Genomic DNA, 26,995 nt, shown 5'->3' on the forward strand with positions numbered 1-26,995 from the left:
TCCTGTAATGTCTCTCTCTGCGTCGCTACGTGAGCGACCTATTTAACTATTTAAAGATGCTGCCTTCTTCACCGATTTTCACTACCTTTTGGAAGGCAGGGCGTGCACGCATGCGATTTAAATAGTCGCGAACATGGGGCTTGTAACGCTCGTCAATTCTTAGCGACTCGCCCAAGTGAAGCGCGTAGGCGATTGTGATGTCGGCAATGGTGAAGCGATCACCGACCAGATATTCACGGCCATCTTCCAGGTGTCTGTTGAGTCGACGCAGGCGAGCATGGAACCATTTCATATAATCCGTTGCGGCTTCTTGCAGACCGCGCTCGGGTGGCTCTTGCAGGGTGTAGCGGATGTACACGGTCTGTGGGAAGGTCAGGGTTGCGTCACTATGGAATAACCAATTGAGGTAATCGCCGTACTCGGGATGGTCTGGTTTAAGACCAAACTCGTGTTTGCCATAGCGCTCCACCAGATACAGGGGAATACCGGATGACTCAGTCATATGGGTTTCGCCGTCGATCATGTATGGGATGGTGCCCAGCTCGTTGACTTCGAGAAATTCCGGCTGCATAAAACGCGGCGGGAAGGGCATGGTTTCTACTTCGTAGTCGAAACCCATTTCTTCCAGGGCCCACAGTGCGCGCAGGGAGCGGGCGTTGTGGCAGTGCCAAAGTTTAATGGTCATTTTATTCTCTCTTTTTAAACTTAAAGTCCATATTGACGCGAAGCGAGGTCGCGCATGATTTCTTCCGAGCCACCGCCAATGGCGTTGACGCGAACTTCCCGGTAGATGCGCTCGATGCGGTTGTCACGCAAGTAGCTGGCGCCGCCCAGAATCTGGCTGGCTTCGCGCGCGCAGAATTCCATGGTTTGGCTGCACTGCACTTTAAGCATGGCAATGTCACCGGGGTTAGGTTTGCCCTCAGCAATTTCGCGAGAGCAGTGATTGATATAAGCCTGACAGGCGTTGATGCGCTGTTTCATTTCGGCAATCTTGTGGCGAATAACCTGGTGGTCAGCCAAACGCTTGCCGAAGGTTTTACGGTCTTTGGCCCAGCTTACGGCGTCTTCAAGACAAACGCGGGCAGACGCTTCCATACCAACGCACAGGGCCATACGCTCGGCATTGAAATTATTCATGATCACCTGGAAGCCCTGGTTCTCTTTACCGATCAAGTTACCCACAGGTACTTTGACGTTGTCGAAGTAGATAGTTGCGGTATCAGAACACCACCAGCCCTGTTTACGATGTAATTGGGTGCGGGATACGCCTTCGGCATCCATCGGGATCAACAGCATGGAAACACCGCCGGGGCCTTCGCCACCAGTACGCACGGCGGTGGAGGTCCAATTGGCGTTCATTGCACCGGTAATAAAGGTCTTGGAGCCGTTAACTATGTAGTAGTCGCCTTCACGACGGGCAGTAGTTTGCAGGTTGGCAACATCGGAGCCACCACCGGGTTCGGTAATACCCAGTGAGATACGCTTGGTACCACTCAGCACACCCGGCATCACCATTTGCTTAACTTCATCGCTGGCGAAGTTGGCTACCGGTGGCAGGCCAATACCGTGAATACACAGGGTGGCACCGACGCCGCCGACGCTGGAGCGGGCCAGTTCTTCGTTAAGGATATTGTGGTACCAAACATCGATGCCTTCTTTAATACCGCCGTATTCTTCGGCGTAACCCAGCCCCAGAATGCCAACTTCACCGGCCTTGGGCCACAGCTCATCGGGGATCTTGCCAGCTTCGTCCCACTCGGCGGCGAAGGGCATGATTTCACGATCGATAAAACGACGTATTTGGCTGCGCCATTCTTCGTGTTCCGAGGTTAAGTAGGGGTTACTTATGCGGGCGCTATCGAAATCCAGTGACATATTGGGCTCCTAAATCCTAAGACTTTAATCAGAATAGTCTCAGTCTAAAGACCCTGAGATGAGCTGCTTGGGATAGGGCGCCAAGTTATTTGGGAATTGGTGCCAAAATTTCGCGAAAATGGCGCCAGGATGACACCGGGTTCAAGGTGGGATAAATGTGAGGTAAGAGCTGCTAGCGGTGGGATTGGCGGTATTCGGAGGGGGTCTGGCCGTGCCAGCTCTTAAAGGCGCTGGAAAAGGAGCCCTGGTCGGTATACCCCAGCAGAAAGGCGATATCAGTAATGCCCAGGCGTTCATCGCCCAGATAGCGCAGGGCCTGCTCTGAGCGCACTGATTGCAGCACCTGTTGGAACTGGGTGTCCTTATCGGCCAGGCGGCGCTGCAGCGTACGGCGGGATACGTTGAGCTGATGGGCGACGCTGTCGATGGTCATCTCGCCGATGGGCAAGAGTTTCAAGATAGTGTTGCGCAGTTCCCGCAGGAAGGGGTCGTCTTCTTCCTCAAACAGATGGTCAAACGAGCGGCCAAAGCTCTGATCCAGGGACTGGCCCAGCTGGGTCAGTGGGTAATCAAGGCTTTCACGGGCGAAATAGAGGCAGCTAACCTCCTGGTCAAAGGCCAGATCATTGCCAAAAAAGGCCTGTAATTGGGTCAGGTCTTCTGGTTCCGGGTAGGTAAATCGCGCCTTGATCACGGGGATTGGCTGCACACACAGGGAATCGACGATATTGGCTGAAGAGGACAGCAGGTTGTCGCTCAAAAAGCGCTGGCTGGCGGTTTCATCCCATAAGGGATGCCATTCGAGGCGGATATAGTCAGCCTCGCCTTTGATTTTGACCTCGCCAATATCACCGGTAAAGCGCAGCACACTGGGCATCAAATTCAGGTATTCGCGAAAGGTGTGGCACAGGGTGGACATGTGTAATTGCAGGTTGAGGCCGCAGACATAACTCACCCGACCGGCAAACAGACCGATATCGGGATTTTTACTGGCCAAGGCCACCGATTCATACAGATTCAGCAGGGATATCACCGGAAAGCGCGCATCGGGATCTGTTAGGCGCTGTCGATCAATCCCCTCACGGGCAAGGAACTTGTCGATAGGCACCGATGAAAGCTCAGCAGCCTGAATTAGCGCGTGGATGGAGGAGCTGTAAACTGTCCAGTCGGGGTTGGGTGACGACATAATCCTGCTTTCTGCGTGCCACAAGAGATAGGGCATTCTAGCAGTGGCGTTGTCGTTTGATCCAGATACAAGCGCCATAACACTGGGGCGCTTGTATCCTTCTGGTCCCAAGGCTGTATTAGAGCCCCAGCTGACGGCTGGTCAGATCGCGCATAATTTCCTCTGAGCCACCGCCAATCGCCATCACGCGGACTTCACGGTAAATACGCTCGGTTTTGCAACCGCGCATATAGGAGATGCCACCCATAATCTGCATGGCTTCGCGGGCACAGAATTCCATGGTTTCTGTGGCCTGTACCTTACACATGGAGATATCTTCGATCTTGATGGTGTTGTTCTGCATCTGCCAGGCACACATATCCATATAGGCTTGAGTGGCATTGATGCGCTTAAGCATCTCGGCGAATTTATGGCGAATCACCTGGTGCTTGGATAATGGCTTGCCAAAGGTTTTACGCTCCATGGCCCACTCGGCAGCTTCTTCCATACAGGCTTTGGCGGCACCCAGCGACAGGGAGATAATGCCCAGACGCTCTTTGTTGAAGTTGTGCACGATAGGCAGGAAGCCCTGATTCTCTTCGCCGATGATGTTTTCAGCGGGCACCTTCACATTGTCGAAGTAAATGGTTGCGGTATCTGAACACCACCAGCCCTGTTTTCTGTCGAGTTTGGTCCAGCTGACGCCTTCTGAATCCATCGGGATCAACAGCAGGGAAATACCGCCGATGCCTTCACCGCCGGTGCGTACGGCAGTGGTCAGCCAGTTGGCACGGGTACCGCCGGAGATAAAGGTTTTAGAGCCGTTCACAATATAGTGATCACCGTCGCGTACGGCCGTGGTGCTGATGTTAGCCACATCGGAGCCGGCGCCCGGTTCAGTAATGCCCAGGGAGATGCGCTTTTCACCGGCCAGAACCGCGCCCACAACCTCGTCTTTCATGGCATCGCTGCCATAGTTCACTACCGGCGGCAGGCCGATACCGTGAATGGTCAGGGATGAGGAAATGCCGGTTGCGCCACTGCGGGCAATTTCTTCGCTGGCGATAATGGTGTGAAAGGCATCGATACCTTCGGAAATGCCGCCGTATTCCTCAGGGTAACCCATTTGCAGCAGGCCTATGTCAGCGGCTTTGGACCACAGCTCCAGGGGTACTTCACCGGCTTCTTCCCAGTCATCCACATAGGGGATGATTTCTTTATCCACAAAGCGGCGCATCTGCTCACGCCACTGCTGGTGGGATTCGGTGTAAAACGGGCTCTTTAACTGTAGGGAATCGAAGTCTATGGTCATGGTAACCTCACATTGGTATCTATGGGGTTATGTTGTCGTAATCAGCGTGTATTGACACTTGTTTTACCGGTTGAAATTCCTGACTTCAGCGGTCAGCCCCCAGCCGGTTAAGCATTAACTTCAATAAGAGTAGGCGCAAAAGTGAAGCTGTCATGATAAATTTACAGCTTGTAACGACTACATTTGCCTGAATATGGATTTCCAAACCTACCCATCATCGTTTGCACTGGCTGTATTGGACGCTGCGGCTGCCAAGGGCGTCGATCAAGGCGGTATTGTGGGTAAGTTGGGTATTGCTACCGATGTGCTGCAATCAGAGCAGGGGCGTATCAGTGCCAAGCAGCTGCAGGAGATTACCCAATACGTCGCTATAGCACTGAATGATGAGAGTTTGGGTTTTCTACAGCAGCCTATGCCCGTGGGCAGCTTTCGCATGATGTGCCTGGCTTGTCTGGGGGCACCGAATTTACGTGAGGTGATAAAAAGAAGCCAAGAGTTCTATGGTTTGTTTTCAGAGAGCCTGCCCATTAATCACTATGAAAAAGACGGCAAGACCTACTGGACAATAGATTCGGGTATTACCTCCTCAGATCCCAAGAATTATATGATTCCCGCATTTTTCGGCGCGCTTTATCGCTGGAGTTGCTGGATGATCAATCAAAAGATTGTGCTCGACAGTGTAGCTTTTAAATCGGCGAAAACGGATATCCCCAGCGACTTCCAGGTTTTGTTTTCCTGCCCGATAAAGTTTTCTGCCACGGAGAATTATCTCTGTTTTGATACGGCTTATCTCGATAAAGATATCGTGCAAAACGAGGCCTCGTTAAAAGTCTTTTTGCGCGGCGGCAATGCGGGTTTGTTAGCGCATCCGGAAGATAATGATTCCTACCATTTTAAAGTTCAGGGAATCTTAAGGCAGGCAGCTTCAGCGCTGAATATTGAAGATGTTGCCGAGCAGTTACACTGTTCGCCGGAAACGCTGCGCCGCAAATTAAAACAAGAGGGCACCAGCGTAAAACAAATCAAGGACGGCTTACGACGTGATGAAGCCATTTACCTGTTATCCCGGGGCAATCACTCGATAGAAGAGGTCGCCGCCCAGGTTGGTTTTGCCGATTCGACGGCGTTTTTTCGGGCCTTTAAACGCTGGACAGGGGTGACGCCGAGAAGTTATATCCAGTCGACGGATGAGGCAGATCATTAATGACCCGTTCTGCACCAGGCAACAGAAGAGCTGACCCCGGGCCAAACGTGTCATCCAAGCTGGCGCTGTTGTATTTGCAGTTGGCGGATGACCTGGGGGTGGATCGCCATCAACTGATCGCGAGTGCAGATATCGATCCCATCTGGTTGGAGAAAACCGATTCGCATATTCCTGTTGAATCACTGTATGCCCTGACCAAACAATTGGCCAAGTTGGCTGGCAACGAGAATATTGGTTTGTGGGCCGGGCGGTCGTCCTTTCTGAATCAAACCAGTTTACTGCAATACCTCTCGGCAATTTGCAGCCATTTTCGCCAATGGCTCAATATGATGCCCAGCACGCTGGAAGCGATAGGGGATATTGGTGAAACGGTTGTGGTCAAGGAAGGCGACATGTTGCGTACTGAGTGGCGCCCGCTTGCGCCCGTGGATGTCAGTGGCCGATATATTATCGATATGATATTGAGCATGTGCCAGAGTCTGCTCAATTCCGCGTGTTATAACCCAGTACCTGTGCCCAAGGTGTATTTTAGTTATCCCGAACCTGAAGATACCTCTCTGCATCGGCAGATCTTTAGCGGTGAGTTGGTATTTGACCAGCCCTTTAGCGGTCTGTTTTATCCTGTGGCCGCGCTCGAGTGGCCAATTATCAAAGTCTGGGATGAAAAATCCCCTGTGGATAAAGATAACCTGCTCAGTGTGATTGAAACCGGCAGCAGCGACGGTTTTATGCGGCGGGTCAGGCGCTGTATCGTGCGGGCATTGCCCTCTGGACATATGACCATCGATACGATCGCCACTGAACTGGCGATATCGCGCCGAACCTTGCAGCGTCGATTATCGGAGCGCGATGAAGTCTTTGCCAATGTGGTGCAGGAGCTGCGTTCAGCTATGGCAGTCCGATTATTGGTGGATAACCAAATCCCTGTAACTGAGATTGCCTTTATGCTGGGATACGCTGATACCTCTTCTTTCTCCACAGCCTTTAAAGGTTGGCACGGGTGTTCACCAAGGGATTTTGTCGAGTCACGCTAGCCGTTTTCTATCTCTGTCTATTCTGGCACCAATTCAAAACTCTCTGACACCAATTCTAAAGCGCGGGTCTCCGAGGCTACCTATTATTTAGCCATCTTTACCCGAACCATGAACCAAGAATCATAGTGTATAGAGGCTTACGATGAATACCGATCCTCAAACCTTAGCGGCATTCCGAGAAGAGGTCACTGCCTGGTTGGCAGACAATATTCCCGCAGATCCAGGATTTCTGTTGCCATTAACCTTTATGGAGGTTGGCACCGAGGAACAGCTGGAATTCTTAATTGCCTGGCAGCGCAAAGTCTACGACGCTGGATATATAGGTATGGCATGGCCTAAGGAATACGGTGGTCGAGGCATGCCTCAGGTTTATCAGGATATTGTTGATGAAGAACTGATGAACAAAAAGGCGCCGATTATCTTTAATACCATTGGTTTGGGATGGGCCGGTCCGCTGATTTTGCAATTGGGTACTGAGGCAGAAAAACAGAAATACATTAAAGGCATTCTTACCGGTGAAGATATCTGGTGTCAGGGATTCTCTGAGCCGGATCACGGTTCCGATCTGGGTAATGCCCAGACTCGCGCTGTGCGCGATGGCGATGAGTATGTGATTAATGGCAGTAAGATCTGGACTACCCACGGAAGCTACGCCAAATATATGATTTTGCTGGCGCGTACAAATCCCGAAGCGAAAAACAAATACGCCGGTTTGTCTTTCTTTTTGTCGCCTATGCAGGCACCTGGCATTACCACCTCACCTATTCAAAAAATTACCGGCGAGCACGGCTTTGCCCAAACCTTCTTTGATGATGCCCGTATCCCTGCCGAGTGTTTGATGGGCGAGGAAGGCGATGGCTGGAAGCTGGCCATGCAAACCCTGCAATATGAACGCAGTGTCGATGGCGGTCAGGCCACGACCTATAAAATTACCTCCATCACCAGTTCAGATCTTATTGAAACCTGCCGTAATATCCAGCGCGATGGCAACCCGCTACTGGAAGACCCTGTAGTTCAGGATCAACTGGTGCAGTTTATTATGGAAGAAAGAAATCTGTTGTTGAATCAAAAACGCAGTAGCATTCAGGATCTTTGCTCGGATTATCCTTTATCCCTGATGTTATCTGGCAAGCTGGAAGCGACTGAGCTGTTCCGACGTATGCGCCAGTACGCAGTGAGTTTACAGGGCGCTAAAGGTGGCCTGTATATTCACGATAAGGATGCATTGGATGGCGCTATTTGGCAGCACGCCTACTTTAATAATTTCTCGGCGACTATCGGTGGCGGTACCAGCCAGGTTCAAAACAATATTATTGCAGAGCATGCGCTCGGTTTGCCGAAGTAAGGAGAAGCATCATGAACTTTGGACAAGAAGCTAAAAATCTTAAAGTTGCGAATATGCACTTCAGCGAAGAGCAAAAGATGATTCTGGAAAGCGCGCGTAGCTTTTGCCAGGATAATTCATCTATCGAGAAGGTGAGAGAGTTATTATCCTCATCGCAAGGTTATGAAGACAGTACTTGGCAGCAACTGGTAGCGTTGGGTTGGACGGGCATGGCTATCCCCGAGCAATTTGGTGGCTCCGGCTTGGGTGTCGAAGCAGTAGTGCCGATTGTGGAAAGTATGGGGCGCAACTTATCAGCAACGCCTTTTATCTCCAGTACCTTGGCTGCACAGTTACTATTGCGCGCAGGTAGTGAGGAGCAGCAACAACGTTGGTTGTCCAGAGTGGTAGAAGGGCAGGTTGCCACTGTAGCTTTATTGGATAACGAGGACTGGGGGGCAAATGGCACGACTCATATGCTTTCCGAGGATTTGGTTTTAAAGGGCGAAAAATTCTTTGTTAGTGATGCGCAAAGTGCCGAACTGTTTATCGTGCTTTGCCAGTATCAGGGGCAAGATCGCTTTGTTGTCGTTGAGCGCAATCAGCTAGCTGAGGGAGCGATAAAGGCTCACGCATTAATTGATGAGACCAAACGTTCAGCAAAAATTGACTTCACTGGTGTATCTGTCACCGCAGATGCTGTTCTCAGTGCAGACAATGCTCAAACGATTCTGGAGGATATTAAATTAATCGGGGCTTTGCTGGTTGCAGCTGAAACCGTTGGCGCTACGGCTTCCTGTTTAAATCTGACGGTTGAATATCTGAATACGCGTAAACAATTTGGCAAGTTGATTGGTTCCTACCAGGCGTTAAAGCATCCTTGTGTCGATATCTTATCGAAGCTGGAGGGCGCGCGTTCTCAGGTATATCATGCAGCCACTTTGTATGAAGAGGGTAATGGCAATATAGAGCGCGATCTGGAAATCGCCTGTCGTATGGCCAAAGCATCAGCCAATGATGCCCTTTTGTTAGCGGGGGATCGCGCTGTGCAGTTCCATGGCGGCATGGGTTTCACTTATGAATGTGATGCGCAGTTGTATATCCGTCGAGCCCAGTGGAGTCAGCAGCAATTTGGCGATTCTGCCCATCACCGCAAGCGTTTAGCGCCATTGTTGCTAAGCTAAGTTGCCATTCCCGCGAAAGCGGGAATCCAGCTTTTTGAGCACTCTTAAAAATGGATCCCCGCTTTTGCGGGGATGAAGTCTTATTAGAGATGCTTGTATATATAGCTATTCCTCTTAAGCAGAAATCTTGTCATTACTTCCAATTATTTTTATACAACAGAAAGCAACTTTCTCTGTTAGTTTGCTATCTCAATTGCGCTGTTGATAAATTTGACGCCAATGTGAATGCTTACTAGTCTGTAAGCATAGAGGTAATAAAGGTGGGTAAAATTATGCATATCCATCATGTAAAAAAACTTGCTTTTCGAAGTGCTTCAGCCCTCGCGGCCTTGCCGCTGTTGTTTTCTGCTTCTGCCTTTTCGGCGACTCCTGAACCCGTTGATGTGACCGTGACGTTTGTCGAAGCGATTACGATCACTGAAGTCAATGCACTGGATTTTGGTTTATTGGACTCAACCATGGCAAACACTGAAACGGTAGCTATTGATACGGCTGACGGTACAACCGATGGTGGTGCAAATATTGTCGGCGGTACTCAGGAAGCGGCGGAGGTAACCATCACGGCTACCGCAGGAGTGGCGGTCACTCTGCTTGTGAATAATGTAACTGACGGAACCCACTACACGCTGGCATCGTTCGTTTGTAATTACAATGGTGCTGGTGAGTCTGGCTGTGATGGTGGTGGTCAAGCGAATACATCGGTTGCTTCGGCGACGGTATTAATTGGTGCGACCTTAACCCGTAATGCGGTGGCGATGACAGCCGGTGTGGATAACGGATCATTTGATATTAATATGACCTACGACTAGGTCTGGGTAATTGCCTGTGAGCGCTTGCAAAAAAGTTCTCATATGTGGCCTGTTCCTTTCTTGTTGTATGGCGGTCACCTCTGTGATCGCCAGTGAGGCGAGTTTATTTCTTACGCCGCAATCCATTATCTTCGACGAAAAGTCGCGTAGCCAAGCGGTGCATGTTGTCAATCGTGGCAACCGCACGGGGGTGTTTGCTATACGCTGGATAGATCACACCATGACTGAAGAGGGCAGGTTGTTTACCTGGAAGGAACCCGATAAATCTCCCTGGTCGTTACAGCCTTATGTTCGCTATTCTCCGCGGCGGGTTACTTTGCGACCGGGAGAAAGTCAGCTTGTACGTATCGCGCTTAAAAAACCTTATGACCAAGTGCCGATTGGGGAATATTTTTCGCATCTGAATGTGGTGATGCTGAATAAAAATGTCGAAGAATCCATTCGTCAGCAAGAAGAGGGTAGCGAAGAAGCTGAGGCCGGCGTATTTCGTGTTGTTGCCAGAACCGGTATTAGCATTCCTGTATTGTGGCGCCACACTCGGGATCAACCTGCAGCCGAAGTTGAAATTAGTCAATGGAATTCATCGCAGCAAACTCTGAGTTTGCAGGTTAAGCGATTGGGGCAGGTATCTACTCGAGGTTTTTTACATGTGATTTATCAGCAGAATGGGAAAGAGAAGCGATTGCTTGATCCGCATCCGCTGGTGATTTATCCCAACATTGACGGACGCAAGGTCAATTTGTCCCTCGCTAATAGGGCGTTGGCAGGCGGTAAGTTATATGTGTATTACTCAGCAGATAAAGAGCACTGGGATAAGCCCTTGGGCTTTGCCAGCATTCAGCTCTAGTCGCTCTCTGTTGTTGCTGGGTTGTTTGTGTCTCAGTTGCCCAGGGCAGGCAACGATTACGTTGACAGAAATTACCTCGCCAACCTTTGGTCTGATTCTCAGTGGCGCGTCGGGGCGTCAGTTTGTATTAAATACGTCCGGTGCGATTACTGGCGCCGATGCGGCAGATCATGTCAGTTCGCAAGCGGCTGGTGATATTACCGTTACCGATGATACCTCGCCGGCCACGATTGAAATTTTGGCGGATGCTATATCAACCTCGGGTGGTTTAACGGTTAATCAGGTGTTATGCAGTTACGCAGGAGGTGCGCAAACCCAGTGTGACGGCAGTCCGTTAGTGGCGACCAGCTCTGCTTCAGCTTCTTTGAAGATTGGTGTCGATGTTACCACCAGTCAGGTGCATAATGGTGGCGATAGCGCCACAGTGAGTATGGATATTAATGTCACTTATCAGTGATTATTTACGTGGGCGTTTACGGCGTTTCAGAGGCCGGTCGGTAGTCAGAATGACATTGTCCACTTCGCGATAGTTATCTTCTTTGTCCAATTCGAAAAAGCGTTCATGCTCCTGAAAGAAACCCTTGGTGGAACGAGTGACAATGCTGTAATTACCGACTGGCACCGTGTTAAAACTGTAATAGCCGTCAAATTCTGATGTGGTTGCGGCAACCACTTCGCCTTTCTGATTGCGCAATTCAATCTCGACGCCGGGGCTTGGCATAATGCTGTCGGCATCATCGGGATTGGTATAACGTAATAAATAACCTTCGATATCACCACTGTTATACACCGGCAGGTTAAAGGTAATGGCACTGCCGGCGTGGGTGTAAATATTGTAGTAGCGGTTGGCGGCAACCAGGTAGGGGTCCTGAGTCACTATTTTTTGTGTGTCTATACGGTAGTTATTTTGTTTTGGCAGGTTGTCGAGAGGGATATAGCTGGCTTGCTGTTGGTTAACTGAATCGATATCCCGGTAACTGACTTGCTCTACAATTTCTTCGCCGTGATCGAGTTTCTGGTTTTTATTGTCGTCCACAAATACATTAAATGCCGCGCGTCCTTTGTCGGCCATATTATCCCCTTTGGCATACAGGGTTTTCTTATAAGGGTTGTAATCGAGAGTGGTGCTAAAGCCTATGCCGACAGACCAAAAGTCATCGGTGTTGGCACTGGCTTTGAGTGAGATATCCACCGCTTTATGTTGCCAGGTGAGTTCGCTATTGATAAAGGTGGTGTGGTTATCGCGCAGTTGTTTGCTGAGCTGGATATTGGTGTACAGGTTGCGGCTTAATTGCCAGCGTACGGTGCCTTGAGCCTGGGTTGCGGGTTTTGAATCGGCAGGGTCGTAGTCCAGTTGACCACTTAAACTGTAGTGCTTATAGCGACCGGACATTTTTAGGGCGCCGCGATAGGTCTCATCGCCGGGATCAGCATTGCGGTAGGTGATCTCGTTACTGACGTAAACTTTGCCAAAGCGACGGCTCAGGCGATTGAACAGTTCGTCCTGCTCGACACCATTACTTTGTTTATCGCGGCTTACACGCAGATCATAGGCATCTAGCCAGTGAGTCTTGGGGCGACCAAAGAGAGACAGTTCAATTTGATCATCAAGTGGGATGGCGCGGACATTGTAGGGGCTGGTGAAATCAGTATCGAAGGATTGGTAATTTAGGCTATAGGAGTGGCGATCGTTAATATTGCCTAAATAGTTGGCTTGCCAGGCCTGGCCTGCATTTTCCTGCTGGTTCCATTCGCCGAGTAAAACGCCGGTAAACAGGTTGGCTCGGAAATTGGCCTGGTAATAACGTTCATCGGTAAACTGGCCAAAATTATCCCTGACGCCTGTGAGTTGATCAAAGTATCCCACACCCAGCTGAAGGTCTTGATTGAAACCGTAGGTGAATTCGGCGCTGCGTGTACGGTGAGCTGGCAACACATCGGCGCCATTGAACTTGCCTTCAAGCAGCGTCTGATCGTAATCGATATGGGTGAGTCGATAGCTGTAATCGCCGGGATCCAGCTCCAGTCCGCCACCCCAAATGAGTTGTTGCTGTTCTTCGTATTGGCCTTGTGGGCCATAGAGGCGCACGGTAAAGACATTCTTGCCGGGCTGGGTTTGTTGATCGATAAAACGGTAGCGACCGTCTTGTGTTGTGCGGGTAAAATCCAGTAGCTGGTTGTTACGGTAAAGCTCTGCATCCCAGCCTGGCGGTGCATCACCGGCAATAGTGGTAACCCCCTTGCTTAAGGTTTGGGTATCCGTTTGTCGGGCGATGACAAAACCTTCACCACTACCACCGCGGTTGGCAAGGTTATTACCACTGTAAAAAACATCACCGAACTCATAATAGCGGGCTCCCAAGGCCAGGGTGTCGTCCTGGGTATCGCCATAACGACTGAATGTAAGCCGCTGGGTAGTGTTGGTACTGCTACCACTGCTATCGGTAATAGTACCTGTGTAATAGGTTTGGTGTTTTAATAAATCCATACTGGTGGTGACAGACAGGCTGCCAGTGTCAGTGGTGATGCCATCGTTATCCAGATGATTAATATTGCCCTGGATATAGGTTCTGGGGCTGGTGATCCAGTGGTAGTCATCACGTAAAAACACCGGTTCTTCTGAGACGGGCACATAGCGATTGCGATTAGCGTAGCGCAGATAGCGCTCTTCAATGGGGAACAGTTTATTGCTGCTAGCCGTTAATATTTGACGGCGGTAGTCTGCTTGCAGCTCGATGCCAAACCAGGCGGTTATATCGTTGTGTTTGACCAGCCAGGTGTCGTCATGTTCGATAACGGTTTTTGGGTCTAGAGGTGTGACTTGGCCATTTATCGTAACGGTATGGTTTTGTAAATCCAGAATAAATGTATTGTCTTCGCTAAAGAAAAAGCCGCTCCACTCAAACGGAGTTGTCTGGTTAATAGAAAATTCCGAGGCCCTTAAAAAAGCATTGAAGTCAATCCACAGGCTCTCTCCCTGGCTGTAAGTGGGGAGGGCATCATCGAGTGAGAATTTTTTAACCTGATAATCCAGTAGGTGCAAGTCCAGCGTTTGTGGTTCAGATGTTGTTGTTACGGCTTTGTCGATTTTCGATTCTGGCGCTGGGACCGGTGCCTTGGGTTTAGTGGGTGTAATGGGGGACGTGGCAACAGTCTGTTTAGTGATTGTTTTTTTCTTCGGAGGTGAACTGACGGTGTTGGTCGTGGTTGATTTATAGGTGATATCAATGACCAGGCGATTAGGGTTCTTTAAGGTAAAGCTGCGGCTACTGACTTCCTGGCTTAAATCGAACACAACCCGTAAATCATTGTAACCACGTATGCCCGTGCGGAAGCGCTTAATTGGTGTGTCTTTTAACCAGGCTTGCTTTAGCTGGGCTTTGATCTTGGTTGGAATTTGTGTGTCATTAAAATCCAGCACCAGTCGGTGTGGATCTTTCAGTGTGAAAAGTTTGTATTGCGTGTTCTGATCAAGATCGAATACCACGCGGACTTTATCCGGGTGGTGGCCTATACGTACATCATCCAGTTGGCTGTAGCGGGCTAAACTGATGTCCGGGTAAAGCGTGAAAGACGCAAGTGTTATAACTGCAGATAGTTTTAATAAAGGAAACGTTTTTGCAAGGCGCAGATGGCTGGATCGCGAGTGGATCGGTTGGCTCCCCCCATGATTTTGTCGAATTACCATCTATAAATAGATATCCGTAAATCATCATGGTTATTAAGGAGTTTAGCAGAAACTATGGATGGTGTGAGTCAAATGAGTTTTGTTGGGAGAGTGGTGCCAGGACGTGGGGTACGACCCGCAGGGTCGGACCCCAGTAATGCCATGTAGGGTTGGCCCCCGTGCTGGGTGCTGGCCTTGAAGAATTTAGCACGAAGGGGTCTGACCCTGCGGGTCAGACCCCGGCCCGTTAAGCAGGAGGTGTTAATCGCAGTAGATGAATCTGGCGATTATCCGCATAAAGCACACGGAAGTTAAAACCATCAATTTCGGTAGTTTCGTTACGCTGCGGCAAGTGCCCAAACGCCCGCATCAAAATCCCGCCAATGGTATCAAACTCATCTTCATCAAAGCCGGCACTGAAGTGTTCGTTGAAGTCTTCAATGGGGGTCAGGGCTTTGATAATAAAATCGGTATCCGATACCTGACGGATGAAGGCGCCGTCGTTATCCTCATCGGTTTCGTCTTCAATTTCACCGACAATTTCTTCCAGAATATCTTCAATGGTCACCAGGCCGGAAATACCACCGTACTCATCGATGACCAGCGCCATATGGTAACGGTTTTCACGGAATTCGCGCAGCAGTACATTCAGGCGCTTGCTCTCCGGCACGATAGTGGCGGGGCGAATAATGTTTTCCAGGGTGAAGTTGTCTTTGCCGTTAAGAATCAACGGCAGCAGATCCTTGGCCAACAAAATACCGCGGATATCGTCGGTGGATTCACCAATGACAGGAAAACGGGAGTGACCGGATTCGATCACGGTCGGCAGTAGCTTGTCGGGCTGGTCGTCGATATTGACGCAAACCATCTGTGAGCGAGGAATCATAATCTCGCGCACCTGTTGATCAGCTACATCCAGCGCGCCTTCAATAATGGTCAGGGCTTCCTGATCCAGTAGCTTGTTGTCGGCGGCATCTTTTATTATGTCGAGTAGGTCTTCGCGGGATTTGGGTTCACCGGAAAACGCGGTAATCAGTTTATCTAGCCAGGATTTTTCCGCCGGGCGGGCATCCTGGACGCTACTACTCGAAGGGTCATCGCTCATGGTGCTTTTTTTCGCTCCTTATAACGCGCTAGCTTGCGCAACTATTTTCCACCGTTTCATACGGTGGAGGGTAATTCATGGCCGTGAGAAGTTCTGTCTCCAGCGCTTCCATCTCCTCGGCTTCATTATCTTCAATATGGTCATAACCCAGCAAATGCAAGGTGCCGTGAACCACCATATGGGCCCAGTGGGCCTCAAGGGTTTTATTCTGCTCTTGTGCCTCTTGTTCTACCACTGGGGCACAGATCACCAGATCACCCAGCAGTGGGATATCCACCCCCTCGGGTAATTCGGCAGGGAACGACAACACATTAGTGGGCTTGTCTTTACCGCGGTACTGGTGATTCAAGGCCTGGCTTTCGTCGTTATCGACGATGCGTACGCTTAGCTCGCTTTCTTCGCGGGTGCCAAGCGCGGCTAACGCCCAGCGCTCAATATCTGTCTGGGACGGCAAACCGGTGGCGTTACTGGCCACTTGTAGATCCAGAGTGAGGCTCATGCTTAGTCCGCCTGATCCCCGTCTTGGAATGGGCGGGACTCTTCCCAGGCTTTTCTCTCTGCGCGGCGCTGCTCTTTATATTGATCTGCTCTACGCTGGTCTTCAGCTTCCTGTTTTTCTTCAATCAGGTCATAGGCTTCAACGATACGCTGAACCAGTGGGTGACGTACGACGTCCTTGGCGTTGAAGTGGGTAAAGCTGATGCCGTCTACATGCTCAAGAACCTCGATAGCATGGCGCAGACCGGATTTCTGGCCGCGGGGCAGGTCGATCTGTGAGGGGTCGCCGGTAATGACGGCGGTGGAGCCAAAACCAATTCGAGTCAGAAACATTTTCATCTGCTCGCGAGTAGTGTTCTGGCTCTCGTCGAGAATAATAAACGAGTTGTTCAGGGTGCGACCACGCATATAGGCCAGTGGCGCGACTTCAATGACGTTGCGCTCAATCAGCTTGCCTACGGTCTCAAAGCCCAGCATCTCGTAAAGGGCGTCATACAGAGGGCGCAGGTAAGGGTCGACCTTCTGGGCCAGGTCACCGGGTAAGAAGCCCAGTTTCTCGCCCGCTTCGACCGCCGGGCGCACGAGCAGGATACGCTCGACTTCGTCTTTCAGTAAGGATTCTACTGCGCAGGCTACGGCCAGGTAGGTCTTACCGGTACCGGCAGGGCCGATGCCAAAGTTGATATCGTGGGTTTGCACCATTCGCACATAGTGCTGCTGGTTTTTACCGCGGGGGCGGACAGTACACTTCTTGGTTCGGATAAGTGTTAGCGATTCGACGTTGTCGTCATCATTATCATCATGGTGTGCCCCATGATCAGCGGGCTGATTACTCAAAGCTTCTATTCCAGATTGCTGCAGGGCCAGGTGAACCTCATCGGGGGTCAGATCCTGTCCATTGTCGGTTTCGCGATACAGGCTTTCCAGCAAGCGGCCAGCCGCACGGGTGCTGTTGGGGGTACCCAACAGGGAAAAGTGGTTGCCGCGGTTGCGTATCTCGATCTTGAGGCGGTCTTCGATTTGACGCAGATGGGCATCAAATTGGCCGCAGAGGGTTGCGAGACGACGGGTGTCGTTAGGCTCTAGGGTCACCTTATGGGCGACGGGTTGTGGCGTTGCCGTATTACTGTCCAAGTTTTTGTAAGCCGTCCTCTCGGCTGTGGATATATCTCAAAGGCTACCCTAATCCTCTGGGGCAGGGAAGCCTCTGATTCAGCGATATTGTTCTTATAACAGAACTTTAATATAGCTGGTTTTTATCAATAGTTTGGAGCTAAGGGAGGTCTCCCGCTCAGTCATCCAGCTCTGAGCCAAGCAGCGTGCCCCGTAGAGAGTTAGGAAGTGCTTCCTCAATCAGGATATCGGCAAACTTGCCAATCAGTTCAGGCTGATCACAGCGGAAGTTCACTACCCGGTTGTTCTCGGTACGCCCAGCCAGTTGGCCTGGGTCCTTCTTGGAGTAACCGGTCACTAACACTCGCTCGGTATTGCCCACCATGCGGCGGCTGATTTCGACAGCTTGCTGGTTGATACGCTGTTGCAGGATCTGCAGGCGCTCCTTTTTCACCTCGGCCGGGGTATCGTCTGGCAGATCACTGGCAGGGGTACCGGGGCGTGGGCTGTAGATAAAGCTGAAGGACATATCAAAGCCCACGTCCTTGATCAGGTTCATGGTGGCTTCGAAGTCGGCATCGGTCTCACCGGGGAAGCCGATAATAAAGTCCGAGGACAGGCTGATGCCAGGGCGAGCCTTCTTCAGGCGGCGCATCTTGGATTTGTACTCCAGCGCTGTGTGGCCACGCTTCATGGCCATCAGGATGCGATCTGAACCGCTCTGCACTGGCAGGTGCACGTGGCTGACCAGTTCTGGCACTTCTTCATAGACATCGATCAGGCTGTCGGAGAACTCTACCGGATGCGAGGTGGTAAAGCGGATACGGTCAATACCATCGACTGCCGCTACATAGGTGATCAGCTCTGCCAAATCGACGATCTGGCCATTGGGGCCTTCACCGCGGTAGGCGTTTACATTTTGGCCCAGCAGGTTGATCTCTCGTACGCCCTGGGAGGCCAGGGAGGCAACTTCTTCCAGTACCGGTGCCAGCGGACGGCTGACTTCTTCACCGCGGGTGTAGGGCACTACACAGAAGGTACAGTACTTGGAGCAGCCTTCCATGATGGAAACAAAGGCAGTGGCGCCATCGGCTTCTGGCTCAGGCAGGTTGTCGAACTTCTCGATCTCCGGGAAGCTGATATCCACAACCACGGCACCGTCGTCTTTCGGGGTTTCCAGCATCTCTGGCAGGCGGTGCAGGGTTTGGGGGCCAAAAATCAGGTCAACATAGGGGGCGCGCTCAGCAATAGCGCCACCTTCCTGGCTGGCAACACAGCCGCCAACGCCGATAATCAGGTCTGGGTTCTTCTCTTTCAGGTGCTTCCAGCGGCCCAGCTGGTGGAACAGCTTGTCTTCGGCCTTCTCGCGGATAGAGCAGGTGTTTACCAGCAGTACGTCGGCCTCATTGGGGTCGTCGGTGGGCTCCATCTGGTGGGAGTCCCCCAGTAGATCCCGCATGCGGGCGGAATCGTATTCGTTCATCTGGCAGCCGTGGGTCTGGATAAACAACTTTTTAACGGCTTTTTCGGCCATGGGCTCTACCTGTCTTTTGTCTTTCTGGTGCGTCTGGTTGCATTGCGGTTTTCAATCTGTGTGATCAAAAACTAGCCAATTCAAATCGGCCGAGCATTATAGCGATTGGCGGGGCGGAAGCCTATAGGTAGGCCTGGAAAATCCCTTCTATGCTAAAGATTCTTAAACAATCACTCAGTGATCTTTTGTGCAAAAAGATCCGTACAAGGTAGGTGCACTTTTAGCAGGGGTATTCTTATGCCGTTTCGATCGCTTGTTAGCCGTTATTTGACCACTTTAGTTGTTATTCCCGCCTGTTTACTGATTCTTGTGTGTGCCTGGCTGCTGATATCTAGCCTTGCTTCTGTCACTCGCTTGTCCACTGCTGTGGATTTACTCTATCTGTCTGATTTAAACGGTAATTTGGTGCATGAGCTGCAGAAAGAGCGCGGTATGTCGGCTGGTTATCTGGGCTCTGGTGGTACTAAGTTTGCCGACAGCTTGGTTCAGCAGCGGAAGTTAACGGATAGGCGCTATAAAGAGTATTACGACTTCGTGCATTCTTCCGCAGGTGATGATTTCAGCCCTAGGATTCGTGAACAGGTTACTGATCTGGTATCCAGTATGGAGAGTATCTCCTCGGTGCGATCAGGGGTTGATAATCTGAGTATGAATTTAAAAGCTGTACTCAGTTACTACACCAGTAAAAACATTGCTCTGATCGAACAGCCTTTGCTACTTATCCGTTATGTAGATGATAAGTATCTTGTCGAAGATTTGATTGCTACTTATAACTTGATGGAAGTCAAGGAGAAGGCCGGTTTGGAACGTGCCGTATTGAGTAATATGCTAGCTTCCAAAACCTTTACGTCAGATGTGCAGCGTCGCTTATACAGTTTAATCGCAGAGCAGAAAGCCTATGAAGACAGTTTTGTAAAATCAGCTAGCCCAGGACTGTTGGATTTCTATAACGCTTTCGCTAATGGCAATGCCAATCGGGATGTCCTGCAGCTACGTCTGTCTGCTTTAGATGCGGCCAATCAAGGGGAGTATAAAATAGCGCCTGAAATATGGTTTGATGCATCGACTCAGCGTATCAATGCTTTAAAGACTCTAGAAGAGCAAGTCATCAAGCATATGCATGAGATTGTTGAAGGCAACTATAGTCAGGGTTGGTACAACATGGTGCTGCTGGGTGTGCTGATGTCTTTTGTATTGTTCAATTCTGTACTCGTGGTAACGAATCTAAGCCTGTCGAGACGTCAAGCTGAGAGGCTTAGGAGCACTTTGGAAACAGTAACAAAGCAGCAAGATTTGACTCAAAGAGTGGATGTTTTAAGTCAAGATCAAATGGGGAGAATTGCTTTGTTGGCTAATAGGCTATTGGATCGTATGCAAAGCGATATGGAAAAAATTAGTACCAACACTTTAGATTCGGTAGCCTCTACCCAGGACACCATTGTGGCAATTGTGCAAAGCGAAGAAAATATTCGTAATCAGCTTGCTCAAACTTCATCAACGGCGGGTGCAGTAGAAGAGTTGGCTTGCAGTATTAGAGAGGTGAGCATCAATATTGATTCTACTGCGACGTCGGTATCAACAGCAATGCAAGAATGTCATGATGGACAACTGCGCGTCAAAGAGGCCAGTGAAAGCATTCAGATCGTAGCTACTGAAATCAGTAATCTCAGTGAATCGATTGTAAATCTGGATCAGCGTGTTGAGACGATTTCCAGTGTGATTGAGGTGATTGAATCTGTTGCAGAGCAAACCAACTTGCTGGCACTGAACGCAGCAATTGAAGCTGCTCGTGCAGGTGATCAAGGTCGTGGTTTTGCCGTTGTAGCTGATGAGGTGAGGCAGTTGGCTAAACGCGTGCAAAGTTCAACGGAAGAAATCGGTTCAATTATCGGTGCTTTGCAGTCTGATTCAAAGAACTCTATGGGAGTTATTAAAGAAGTCCGTAAACGTTCCGAAAGTGCAGTGGAAAAATCCGCAGGCATTAATGATTCCTTGATGCGTATTGTATCGAGTATGCAAGATGTTAATGAAAAAGCGATGGGCATCAGTGAGAGTGGCCGTCAGCAGGCTTCGGTTACCGATGAAATGACACGGGTCATTGCGGATATCGATAAAATGTCGCAAGAGAACCTGGATGGGGCTGAAGAAATCTGCCAGTCAGCGTCTTTGTTATCCGAAATGAGTATGGGACTTATGGATCTGATTGATATGTACAAAGTCAGTGAGCAGCCACGTTATATAGAGCCTACATTGTTGAAGAAAATTAAGGCCACGGGATCCGTGCATGTGGATGGGGAGGTTACGGAGTCTGATTCCCGCCAGGACTATGTACCGCAACTACATTTAGCGGCACAAAGTTCTGCCTAGTAGGTATCTGCCGGCGCGACGGCCTGCTTTAATGACCTCAGATTTAGATGATAAAAACCAACCCAATTAATGCAAGAAAGCTATTGCTGGGAGACTAATCGAATCACCTGATATTGGCACCTAATACCTGTGCAATGTGGTATTGGGTGCTATAGTGGGTTTATAACTTGATACAGGGATTGATTATGTTATTACCACCTGGGCCAGCCCCCTCTCCAGATCTTTTGGATCACTTCCTTGCCAATCCATTTAACTTTTTACTGCAGTGCCAGCGCGACTATGGCGACACGTTTTCTGTGCCGCTGGGTGACTTTGGCGCAACACAGTATCAGGCTACGGGTAACTGGGTTTTTCTGACCGACCCTCAGCATATAAAGCAGTTATTCAATGTGAAGGATCAGGATGCGCCGGGTGGTGAGGCCAATAGTATTCTGTTTATGCAATTAATCCCCAGTCGCGGCAGCGCTGTGATAGATGGGGTTGAGCATGTGGATCGGCGTCGGGCGTTGAGTGATCTGGTTGTCGGCAAACACACGCTGGAGCGTTTTAATAGCATGATATTGGATGTTGCTGAGCAGGCCTTCCGAGAAGCCACAGAGCAACAAACCAGAGCGCAACAAACCAGAGCACAACAGGGCACGATCAATTTGGCCTCTGTGTTTCGCACGCTATCTCATCGGGTTATGGAACGGGTTACATTTGGTGATCTATGTGATGGCAACACAGCGCTGCTCGCAGAGAATCTCCATCGCTTTGGTGACTTTGGGGTAACGCCGCAAGACAAGCGGGAAATTTTAGATCAGTGCCTATCGGGGGTTGAATCCTTTCTCTCCTCACGGGCAGGCTGCCCGGTTGCGCATAACTCCTCTGATCGCGAAAGCTATACCTCGTTGCTCAATGGGCTTTCCAGTACCTCTGATCGTTGGCAACCGCTGGAGAAAGAGCAGCTGCGTGATGAATTGGTCACTCTGCTTCTCGGCGGCGCTGATACCACGGCAACCTCGATGAGCTGGACACTGGTTTGGCTGTTAAAGAATCCGCAGGCCATGCAGACGTTACGGCAAGAGTTAACGGCTGCCACAGAAGATAGCGCGTTAGCTGAATTGGATATCGAGCAGCTGGCCTACTTGGATGCCGTCGTGAAAGAGTCTTCCCGGATCAGTCCTATGCTCTTCAACAGTTCAGTTCGTCTACTGAAGCAGCCAATGCAAATTGGCCAGTATCAATTACCCGTTGGCACTATGGTGGCTAATTGCAATTATCTGGTCCATCACCGGGCTGACATATATCCAGAGCCTGAGATATTTAAACCTGAGCGTTTCCTGGATAAGAAGCCGAATCCCCACCAATGGATTCCGTTTGGCGGGGGGATCCGCCGTTGTATCGGTATGGGATTTGCCCAGCATGAAATTAAATTGGCGTTGGCAAATCTGTTGTTACATTACGATATCGAAGATGCGGGTGTGAGTGACCAGGCGGCAATGCAGGGCAGTTTTTTTGGGCCGCAAGCCGGGGTGCCGGTTAAGTTAATTCGTCGGTAGGGATGGAGTGGGCATGGGGTCTGACCCGTAGGGTCAGACCCCGGGTTATCTTCACACAAGATGTTAGAGACGATGCAAACCGGGTAGTTTGATATTCATTGCGGTCCAATAGGGGATCCAGGCATCGGGCTTGCCTTCCAGTTCCAACCGCAGACCATCGCGATCATCGTGTACTACCCACTCGTTACCAAAATCATCACCATAGTGATCACCCGCTTTGGCTTTGGATTCGGTGAGTATCTGTTCAATATTACCATCGAGTTTAAAAGACATAGTGGCTGCTCCCATACGTTATTACTGGGAAAAAATTACTATGATTTAGAGTGATCCGCGAAGAGGAAGTTCAGTGCTGGGTTTCCGTGGCTATACAGTTTTCCGAATTCCAGTTGGCCAGCGCGGTTGCCGACATGGGCTTGCAGAAAAAGTAGCCTTGGATAAATCGGCATCCAAGGCTGTTAAGTATGCTGACTTGTTCCTCGGTTTCAACGCCTTCTGCCACCATGTCAAAGTTCATGGTTTTGGCGATATTGGTTATCAATTTAGCGATCTCGTAATCCTGATTGTCATGGGTGATGTCTTTGATAAAGGCCCTGTCGATCTTTAGCTTATCGGCAGGCATCATTTTCAAGTATTCCAAAGAGCAGTAGCCGGTGCCAAAGTCATCAATGGCGATACGAAAGCCTGCCGATCTTAGTTGTTGCAGCGTATCCAGGCAGGTTTTAGTGTCCTGCATCAACGATGTTTCGGTGATCTCAAGTTCAATTTGTTGAGGACTGACTTGATTACGGGCCAGAGAACTCAGAAGGCGATCGACAATGTTGGGTTGTTGCAACTGTTCGGCAGCAATATTAATGCTGATGCAGTCGTAGACAATATTGTTCTTATTCCATGTCTGGACTTGCTGAGCTACGGTGTTAATTACCCAATCACCGAGCAATAGGATTAGATCTGATTTCTCGGCTAAGGGAATAAATTCTGCAGGTGATACATCTCTGTTTAGCTCAGAGGAATGCCATCTGGCCAGGGCTTCCAGCGATACCGTTTTGCCGGTGAGACTGTCTACCTGTGGCTGATAGACCATATGCAATTCTGACATTGCAATTGCTTTTTGGAGGGCGCGCAACATCGCCAGTTCATGGTTTCGATGTTCGATATCCTTGGGGTCGACATAGTGGTAACTCGATAGAGTATTTTTACCCCGTTGACCGATGGCTGAAAATGCACTGTCTATCAACTGGTCAATGGTTGTACCGTTCTGGGGATAGCTACTGGCACCTATACTAAAGGACAGTATAAGTTCGTTATCCTCTACCTTATAAGGCATGGAGAGGTGATAAGCGAGACGTTGTAACCAAATATCTACCTCTTGGCGGCTGTCTGTTTTGTTGCTTTCAATATAGGCGATAAAGCGGCCATCAGAAAATTTACCCAGCTCCGTGTGAGGTGGGAGTGTTTCTGTTATGTGTTTCTTTACGGCCACTAGTACTGAATCCATCGTACTGCTGGAGTAGAGGGTCGTGTACTGGCCGTATTTATTAATACTGATAATTAGCAGATGGCCTTGTTTACCTTTATGAAGATGATTGTCGACGATTTGTTGCTTGAATGTAGTTTTACTGGGCAGGCCGGTATTACTGTCGAAAGCCATAAAGCGAAATACCGGACGTAGAATATAGCGGTTGTAGATTAATACTCCGGATACGCCGAGTATCGCCACTAGCAAAACGATGGCAAAGAGGTTGATCGTTTGTCGAGAGAGTTCGCTGTTAATGGAGCTCTTTTCTGTAGTAACGACTAAATACCAGTTTGTATGTTCTACTGGGTGGATAGAGTAAAAGACGTCCCCTTGCTCTAGTAGTACCCCGTTTGCTTCCTGAAACGACGTTATTACATCAACTTTTATGCCTGGCATGAGTGATTGGATGCTCTTGCCTGTTAACGATGAGTCATTGTGGATAACTGTATGACCATCGCTATCGATGACAAATATATCACTGCCATCGGTGAGTTGATGTGCCAGGATTTTCTGCTTTATAAAATTAAGGGTGACATCACCACTGACGACACCGATAAATTTATCGTCTCGGATAATGGGCGCTGTCAGTGCGATGTACCACTGTTGTGTAATTGGGCCGAAATAGGGGGAGGTAATATAGGGGGCCATGGCAGTTTTTGAAGATTGGTACCACGGCCTTTGCCTTGGGGCATAATCCTCTGGAACATCCCAGTCATTTGAAGCGTAGTAGCCATCGCTTTCCAATGCGTAGGCGAGAAAAACCAATTCCTGAGCTTTGGTCACTTGGTCCATATAAAACTCAAGCACTGGGTTATCGCGAGGGTTATCCGGTGAGTTGGCAATAGATTTGGCAAATTTGGCAACTGAATAGAGATGTTGATCGAGCCAATGTGTCAGGTGTGCTGAAGCGATTCGCGTAGTCGTGAGATGCTGCTCAACGATGTTGTCTGCCAAGCGCTGTTTGGTACTGTAATAGGCGATGGTCAGGGTGGTCAGAAATCCAACGGCTAAAAGCAATGTAAAACTGAAGACCAGCTTCTTCTTTTGAGTGAAATTATTCACGGCAGAACATCTGCTTGTCGATTCATCCATAAATCCCAGATGTAGGCTTTGGAGGGGTGATTAAATTGAGAAAATGGCGCGCATTCTAGTGGCCTGTTGAGCGAGAAGAAATGATCTATATCAAGTGGGGATTGATTGGTGGGAAGAATTAGAGCGGGGTCTGACCCTGAGGGCCAGACCCCAAATTAACCAGGCTTAATACAAAGACTAAACGTCAGACCAGGAAAAATCCTTAAACTGATCGCGCAAATCTTTCTTGCTGATCTTACCTGTCGCTGTGTGCGGCAATTCATCGACAAACACACAGTCCGCAGGAATCCACCACTTGGCAACTTTGCCGTCGAACCAGGCTAGCATCTCTTCGGCACTGACGTCTGCACCGGCTTTTTTCACGGCTACCAGCAGAGGACGTTCTGTCCACTTCGGATGGGCTATTCCTATCACCGCGGCTTCGGCAATCATGTCGTGGCCAACGGCACAGTTCTCCAGTTCGATAGAGGAGATCCATTCACCGCCTGACTTGATCACATCCTTGGTGCGGTCGGTAATCTGCATATAGCCGTCTTCATCAAAGCAGGCAACATCACCGGTTTCAAACCAGCCGTCTTCGGTAATAGCGCTGCCAATGCCGTGATAGCCCTGGGTGATCCAGGGACCGCGAACCATCACTGCACCGGACGACTTGCCATCCCAGGGAAGTTCTTTACCGTCGGCGTCAACGATTTTGATATCCACACCGTATAGCGGGCGACCTTGTTTCAGGCGCTTGGCCATATAGGCATCATCATCGAGATCTTCTTCACCGGCTTTGGGGGTGTTGTAGGTGCCCAGCGGGCTCATTTCTGTCATGCCCCAGGCGTGTTGCACATCCACACCGAACTTGGCCATGTTTTCGAAAATCATCTGCGGACAGGCTGCACCACCAACGGTGACGCGTTGTAGGGTGGGAACCTCTTGGCCACTTTTTTCCAGATACTGCAGCAGGGCGAGCCAGACAGTTGGCACACCGGCGGATGCGGTAATCTTATGTTCGTTAATCAGCTGACACAGGGTTTCACCGTCGCCCATCTTGGGTCCTGGCATTACCATCTTGGCGCCTACCATGGGGCCAGAATAGGCCAGTCCCCAACCATTAACATGGAACATGGGCACAATGGGCATCACAATTTCTTTGCTGCTTAAGTTGAACGCATCAGGCAGGGCGCTGGCGTAAGTATGCAGCACGGTAGAGCGATGATCGTAGACCACACCTTTAGGGTTGCCTGTGGTGCCGGAGGTATAACACATGGCGGAGGCCAGGTTTTCATCCAGCTCTGGCCATTCAAAGCTATCGGATTTGTCGGCAATCAGGGTTTCGTAACACTGGGCATTGCGCAGGCTGGTGTCCGGCATATGGGCTTCGTCGGTCAGTACTATAAAGCCTTTGACAGTTGGCATCTTGTCCTGCAGTTGCTCCAGTACAGGGACAAACGCCACATCGGTAAACACCCAGCTGTCTTCTGCGTGATTAACAATAAATTCCAGCTGCTCGGCAAACAGGCGCGGGTTAATGGTGTGGCACACCATGCCGGAACAGGATATGGCGTAATACAGTTCCAGGTGGCGGTAATCGTTCCAGGCCAGGGTGGCAATGCGGTCGTTTTGTTTGGCGCCCAGGTCGGCCAGGGCATTGGCCAGTTTGCGCACGCGCTGGAAGGCTTCTTTGTAGGTGTAGCTGTGTTGTGGATTGTCGGCGGTGATGGAGACAATCTCGGAGTTGCCGTAGACCTTGTCAGCAAAACGCATCACTGAAGTGATGGTCAGCGGCATATTCATCATCGTGCTTTGCATCGATT

Annotated in this window: 21 protein-coding genes; 9 read left to right on the plus strand and 12 right to left on the minus strand. The window is 50.0% G+C overall.

What is annotated here, in order from left to right:
• Window positions 1–46: 46 nt before the first annotated feature.
• The 4 genes from ACGHZ6_RS05340 to ACGHZ6_RS05355 form a co-directional block, all read right to left on the minus strand.
• Window positions 47–685, minus strand: coding sequence for a glutathione S-transferase family protein (locus ACGHZ6_RS05340; protein ID WP_390617779.1), 639 nt, complete (start codon window positions 683–685; stop codon window positions 47–49).
• Between the two features lie 20 nt (window positions 686–705).
• Entirely contained in the window at window positions 706–1,878 is a 1,173-nt protein-coding gene (locus ACGHZ6_RS05345) for an acyl-CoA dehydrogenase family protein (RefSeq protein ID WP_390617780.1), read from the minus strand.
• A 172-nt stretch (window positions 1,879–2,050) separates the two neighbouring features.
• Complete coding sequence (locus ACGHZ6_RS05350) at window positions 2,051–3,064, minus strand: helix-turn-helix domain-containing protein (RefSeq protein ID WP_390617781.1); 1,014 nt, start codon at window positions 3,062–3,064, stop codon at window positions 2,051–2,053.
• Between the two features lie 118 nt (window positions 3,065–3,182).
• Window positions 3,183–4,355: an acyl-CoA dehydrogenase family protein gene (locus ACGHZ6_RS05355; RefSeq protein ID WP_390617782.1), complete on the minus strand. Its 1,173-nt coding sequence runs from the start codon at window positions 4,353–4,355 to the stop codon at window positions 3,183–3,185.
• Window positions 4,356–4,548: 193 nt separating this feature from the next.
• Here ACGHZ6_RS05355 and ACGHZ6_RS05360 point away from each other — a divergent pair, with 193 nt between their 5' ends.
• From ACGHZ6_RS05360 to ACGHZ6_RS05390, 7 genes are all read left to right on the plus strand, one after another.
• The gene (locus ACGHZ6_RS05360) at window positions 4,549–5,559 is read left to right on the plus strand and encodes an AraC family transcriptional regulator ligand-binding domain-containing protein (RefSeq protein WP_390617783.1); all 1,011 of its coding nucleotides are present in this window, start codon (window positions 4,549–4,551) and stop codon (window positions 5,557–5,559) included.
• Window positions 5,559–6,593: a helix-turn-helix domain-containing protein gene (locus ACGHZ6_RS05365; RefSeq protein ID WP_390617784.1), complete on the plus strand. Its 1,035-nt coding sequence runs from the start codon at window positions 5,559–5,561 to the stop codon at window positions 6,591–6,593. The genes ACGHZ6_RS05360 and ACGHZ6_RS05365 overlap by 1 nt, the downstream gene beginning before the upstream one ends.
• A 142-nt stretch (window positions 6,594–6,735) precedes the next feature.
• Window positions 6,736–7,938, plus strand: coding sequence for an acyl-CoA dehydrogenase family protein (locus ACGHZ6_RS05370; protein WP_390617785.1), 1,203 nt, complete (start codon window positions 6,736–6,738; stop codon window positions 7,936–7,938).
• Between the two features lie 11 nt (window positions 7,939–7,949).
• On the plus strand, window positions 7,950–9,101 hold the full coding sequence (locus tag ACGHZ6_RS05375) for an acyl-CoA dehydrogenase family protein (RefSeq protein ID WP_390617786.1): 1,152 nt from the start codon (window positions 7,950–7,952) through the stop codon (window positions 9,099–9,101).
• 272 nt (window positions 9,102–9,373) lie between these two features.
• Window positions 9,374–9,910, plus strand: a complete 537-nt coding sequence (locus ACGHZ6_RS05380) for a DUF4402 domain-containing protein (RefSeq protein WP_390617787.1) — start codon at window positions 9,374–9,376, stop codon at window positions 9,908–9,910.
• 67 nt (window positions 9,911–9,977) lie between these two features.
• Window positions 9,978–10,757 carry a hypothetical protein gene (locus tag ACGHZ6_RS05385; RefSeq protein WP_390617788.1) on the plus strand — a complete coding sequence of 260 codons (780 nt, stop codon included), beginning with the start codon at window positions 9,978–9,980 and terminating at the stop codon, window positions 10,755–10,757.
• 61 nt (window positions 10,758–10,818) lie between these two features.
• A complete protein-coding gene (locus ACGHZ6_RS05390; RefSeq protein WP_390617789.1) occupies window positions 10,819–11,214 on the plus strand; it encodes a hypothetical protein in 396 nt (131 codons plus the stop codon).
• Here the strand turns inward: ACGHZ6_RS05390 and ACGHZ6_RS05395 are convergent, their stop codons facing one another.
• The 5 genes from ACGHZ6_RS05395 to miaB form a co-directional block, all read right to left on the minus strand.
• Window positions 11,215–14,445: an AMIN domain-containing protein gene (locus tag ACGHZ6_RS05395; RefSeq protein ID WP_390617790.1), complete on the minus strand. Its 3,231-nt coding sequence runs from the start codon at window positions 14,443–14,445 to the stop codon at window positions 11,215–11,217. It abuts the gene before it with no gap.
• Window positions 14,446–14,671: 226 nt separating this feature from the next.
• On the minus strand, window positions 14,672–15,529 hold the full coding sequence (locus ACGHZ6_RS05400; protein ID WP_390617791.1) for an HlyC/CorC family transporter: 858 nt from the start codon (window positions 15,527–15,529) through the stop codon (window positions 14,672–14,674).
• A gap of 28 nt (window positions 15,530–15,557) precedes the next feature.
• Entirely contained in the window at window positions 15,558–16,028 is a 471-nt protein-coding gene (ybeY, locus tag ACGHZ6_RS05405) for an rRNA maturation RNase YbeY (protein WP_390617792.1), read from the minus strand.
• A 2-nt stretch (window positions 16,029–16,030) separates the two neighbouring features.
• Window positions 16,031–17,161: a PhoH family protein gene (locus ACGHZ6_RS05410; RefSeq protein ID WP_390617793.1), complete on the minus strand. Its 1,131-nt coding sequence runs from the start codon at window positions 17,159–17,161 to the stop codon at window positions 16,031–16,033.
• 157 nt (window positions 17,162–17,318) lie between these two features.
• On the minus strand, window positions 17,319–18,674 hold the full coding sequence (gene miaB / locus ACGHZ6_RS05415) for a tRNA (N6-isopentenyl adenosine(37)-C2)-methylthiotransferase MiaB (protein ID WP_390617794.1): 1,356 nt from the start codon (window positions 18,672–18,674) through the stop codon (window positions 17,319–17,321).
• Between the two features lie 237 nt (window positions 18,675–18,911).
• Here miaB and ACGHZ6_RS05420 point away from each other — a divergent pair, with 237 nt between their 5' ends.
• Together ACGHZ6_RS05420 and ACGHZ6_RS05425 are read left to right on the plus strand one after the other, a co-directional pair.
• Complete coding sequence (locus tag ACGHZ6_RS05420) at window positions 18,912–21,041, plus strand: methyl-accepting chemotaxis protein (RefSeq protein ID WP_390617795.1); 2,130 nt, start codon at window positions 18,912–18,914, stop codon at window positions 21,039–21,041.
• Between the two features lie 185 nt (window positions 21,042–21,226).
• Complete coding sequence (locus ACGHZ6_RS05425; protein ID WP_390617796.1) at window positions 21,227–22,582, plus strand: cytochrome P450; 1,356 nt, start codon at window positions 21,227–21,229, stop codon at window positions 22,580–22,582.
• A 63-nt stretch (window positions 22,583–22,645) separates the two neighbouring features.
• Here ACGHZ6_RS05425 and ACGHZ6_RS05430 read toward each other — a convergent pair whose 3' ends face one another.
• The 3 genes from ACGHZ6_RS05430 to ACGHZ6_RS05440 form a co-directional block, all read right to left on the minus strand.
• A complete protein-coding gene (locus ACGHZ6_RS05430) occupies window positions 22,646–22,855 on the minus strand; it encodes a hypothetical protein (RefSeq protein ID WP_390617797.1) in 210 nt (69 codons plus the stop codon).
• A gap of 70 nt (window positions 22,856–22,925) precedes the next feature.
• On the minus strand, window positions 22,926–25,160 hold the full coding sequence (locus tag ACGHZ6_RS05435) for an EAL domain-containing protein (protein WP_390617798.1): 2,235 nt from the start codon (window positions 25,158–25,160) through the stop codon (window positions 22,926–22,928).
• 207 nt (window positions 25,161–25,367) lie between these two features.
• Window positions 25,368–26,990 carry a long-chain-fatty-acid--CoA ligase gene (locus ACGHZ6_RS05440; protein WP_390617799.1) on the minus strand — a complete coding sequence of 541 codons (1,623 nt, stop codon included), beginning with the start codon at window positions 26,988–26,990 and terminating at the stop codon, window positions 25,368–25,370.
• Window positions 26,991–26,995 lie beyond the last annotated feature (5 nt).

Origin of the sequence: Maricurvus nonylphenolicus, assembly GCF_042854845.1 — a bacterium.
Classification (GTDB): domain Bacteria; phylum Pseudomonadota; class Gammaproteobacteria; order Pseudomonadales; family Cellvibrionaceae; genus Maricurvus; species Maricurvus nonylphenolicus.

Bases quoted from the DNA above. Each gene is read 5' to 3' on its own strand.
- ACGHZ6_RS05340 (WP_390617779.1), bottom strand. From the start codon at position 685: ATGACCATTAAACTTTGGCACTGCCACAACGCCCGCTCCCTGCGCGCA.
- ACGHZ6_RS05345 (WP_390617780.1), bottom strand. From the start codon at position 1,878: ATGTCACTGGATTTCGATAGCGCCCGCATAAGTAACCCCTACTTAACC.
- ACGHZ6_RS05350 (WP_390617781.1), bottom strand. From the start codon at position 3,064: ATGTCGTCACCCAACCCCGACTGGACAGTTTACAGCTCCTCCATCCAC.
- ACGHZ6_RS05355 (WP_390617782.1), bottom strand. From the start codon at position 4,355: ATGACCATAGACTTCGATTCCCTACAGTTAAAGAGCCCGTTTTACACC.
- ACGHZ6_RS05360 (WP_390617783.1), top strand. From the start codon at position 4,549: ATGGATTTCCAAACCTACCCATCATCGTTTGCACTGGCTGTATTGGAC.
- ACGHZ6_RS05365 (WP_390617784.1), top strand. From the start codon at position 5,559: ATGACCCGTTCTGCACCAGGCAACAGAAGAGCTGACCCCGGGCCAAAC.
- ACGHZ6_RS05370 (WP_390617785.1), top strand. From the start codon at position 6,736: ATGAATACCGATCCTCAAACCTTAGCGGCATTCCGAGAAGAGGTCACT.
- ACGHZ6_RS05375 (WP_390617786.1), top strand. From the start codon at position 7,950: ATGAACTTTGGACAAGAAGCTAAAAATCTTAAAGTTGCGAATATGCAC.
- ACGHZ6_RS05380 (WP_390617787.1), top strand. From the start codon at position 9,374: ATGCATATCCATCATGTAAAAAAACTTGCTTTTCGAAGTGCTTCAGCC.
- ACGHZ6_RS05385 (WP_390617788.1), top strand. From the start codon at position 9,978: ATGGCGGTCACCTCTGTGATCGCCAGTGAGGCGAGTTTATTTCTTACG.
- ACGHZ6_RS05395 (WP_390617790.1), bottom strand. From the start codon at position 14,445: ATGGTAATTCGACAAAATCATGGGGGGAGCCAACCGATCCACTCGCGA.
- ACGHZ6_RS05400 (WP_390617791.1), bottom strand. From the start codon at position 15,529: ATGAGCGATGACCCTTCGAGTAGTAGCGTCCAGGATGCCCGCCCGGCG.
- ybeY (WP_390617792.1), bottom strand. From the start codon at position 16,028: ATGAGCCTCACTCTGGATCTACAAGTGGCCAGTAACGCCACCGGTTTG.
- miaB (WP_390617794.1), bottom strand. From the start codon at position 18,674: ATGGCCGAAAAAGCCGTTAAAAAGTTGTTTATCCAGACCCACGGCTGC.
- ACGHZ6_RS05420 (WP_390617795.1), top strand. From the start codon at position 18,912: ATGCCGTTTCGATCGCTTGTTAGCCGTTATTTGACCACTTTAGTTGTT.
- ACGHZ6_RS05425 (WP_390617796.1), top strand. From the start codon at position 21,227: ATGTTATTACCACCTGGGCCAGCCCCCTCTCCAGATCTTTTGGATCAC.
- ACGHZ6_RS05430 (WP_390617797.1), bottom strand. From the start codon at position 22,855: ATGTCTTTTAAACTCGATGGTAATATTGAACAGATACTCACCGAATCC.
- ACGHZ6_RS05440 (WP_390617799.1), bottom strand. From the start codon at position 26,990: ATGCAAAGCACGATGATGAATATGCCGCTGACCATCACTTCAGTGATG.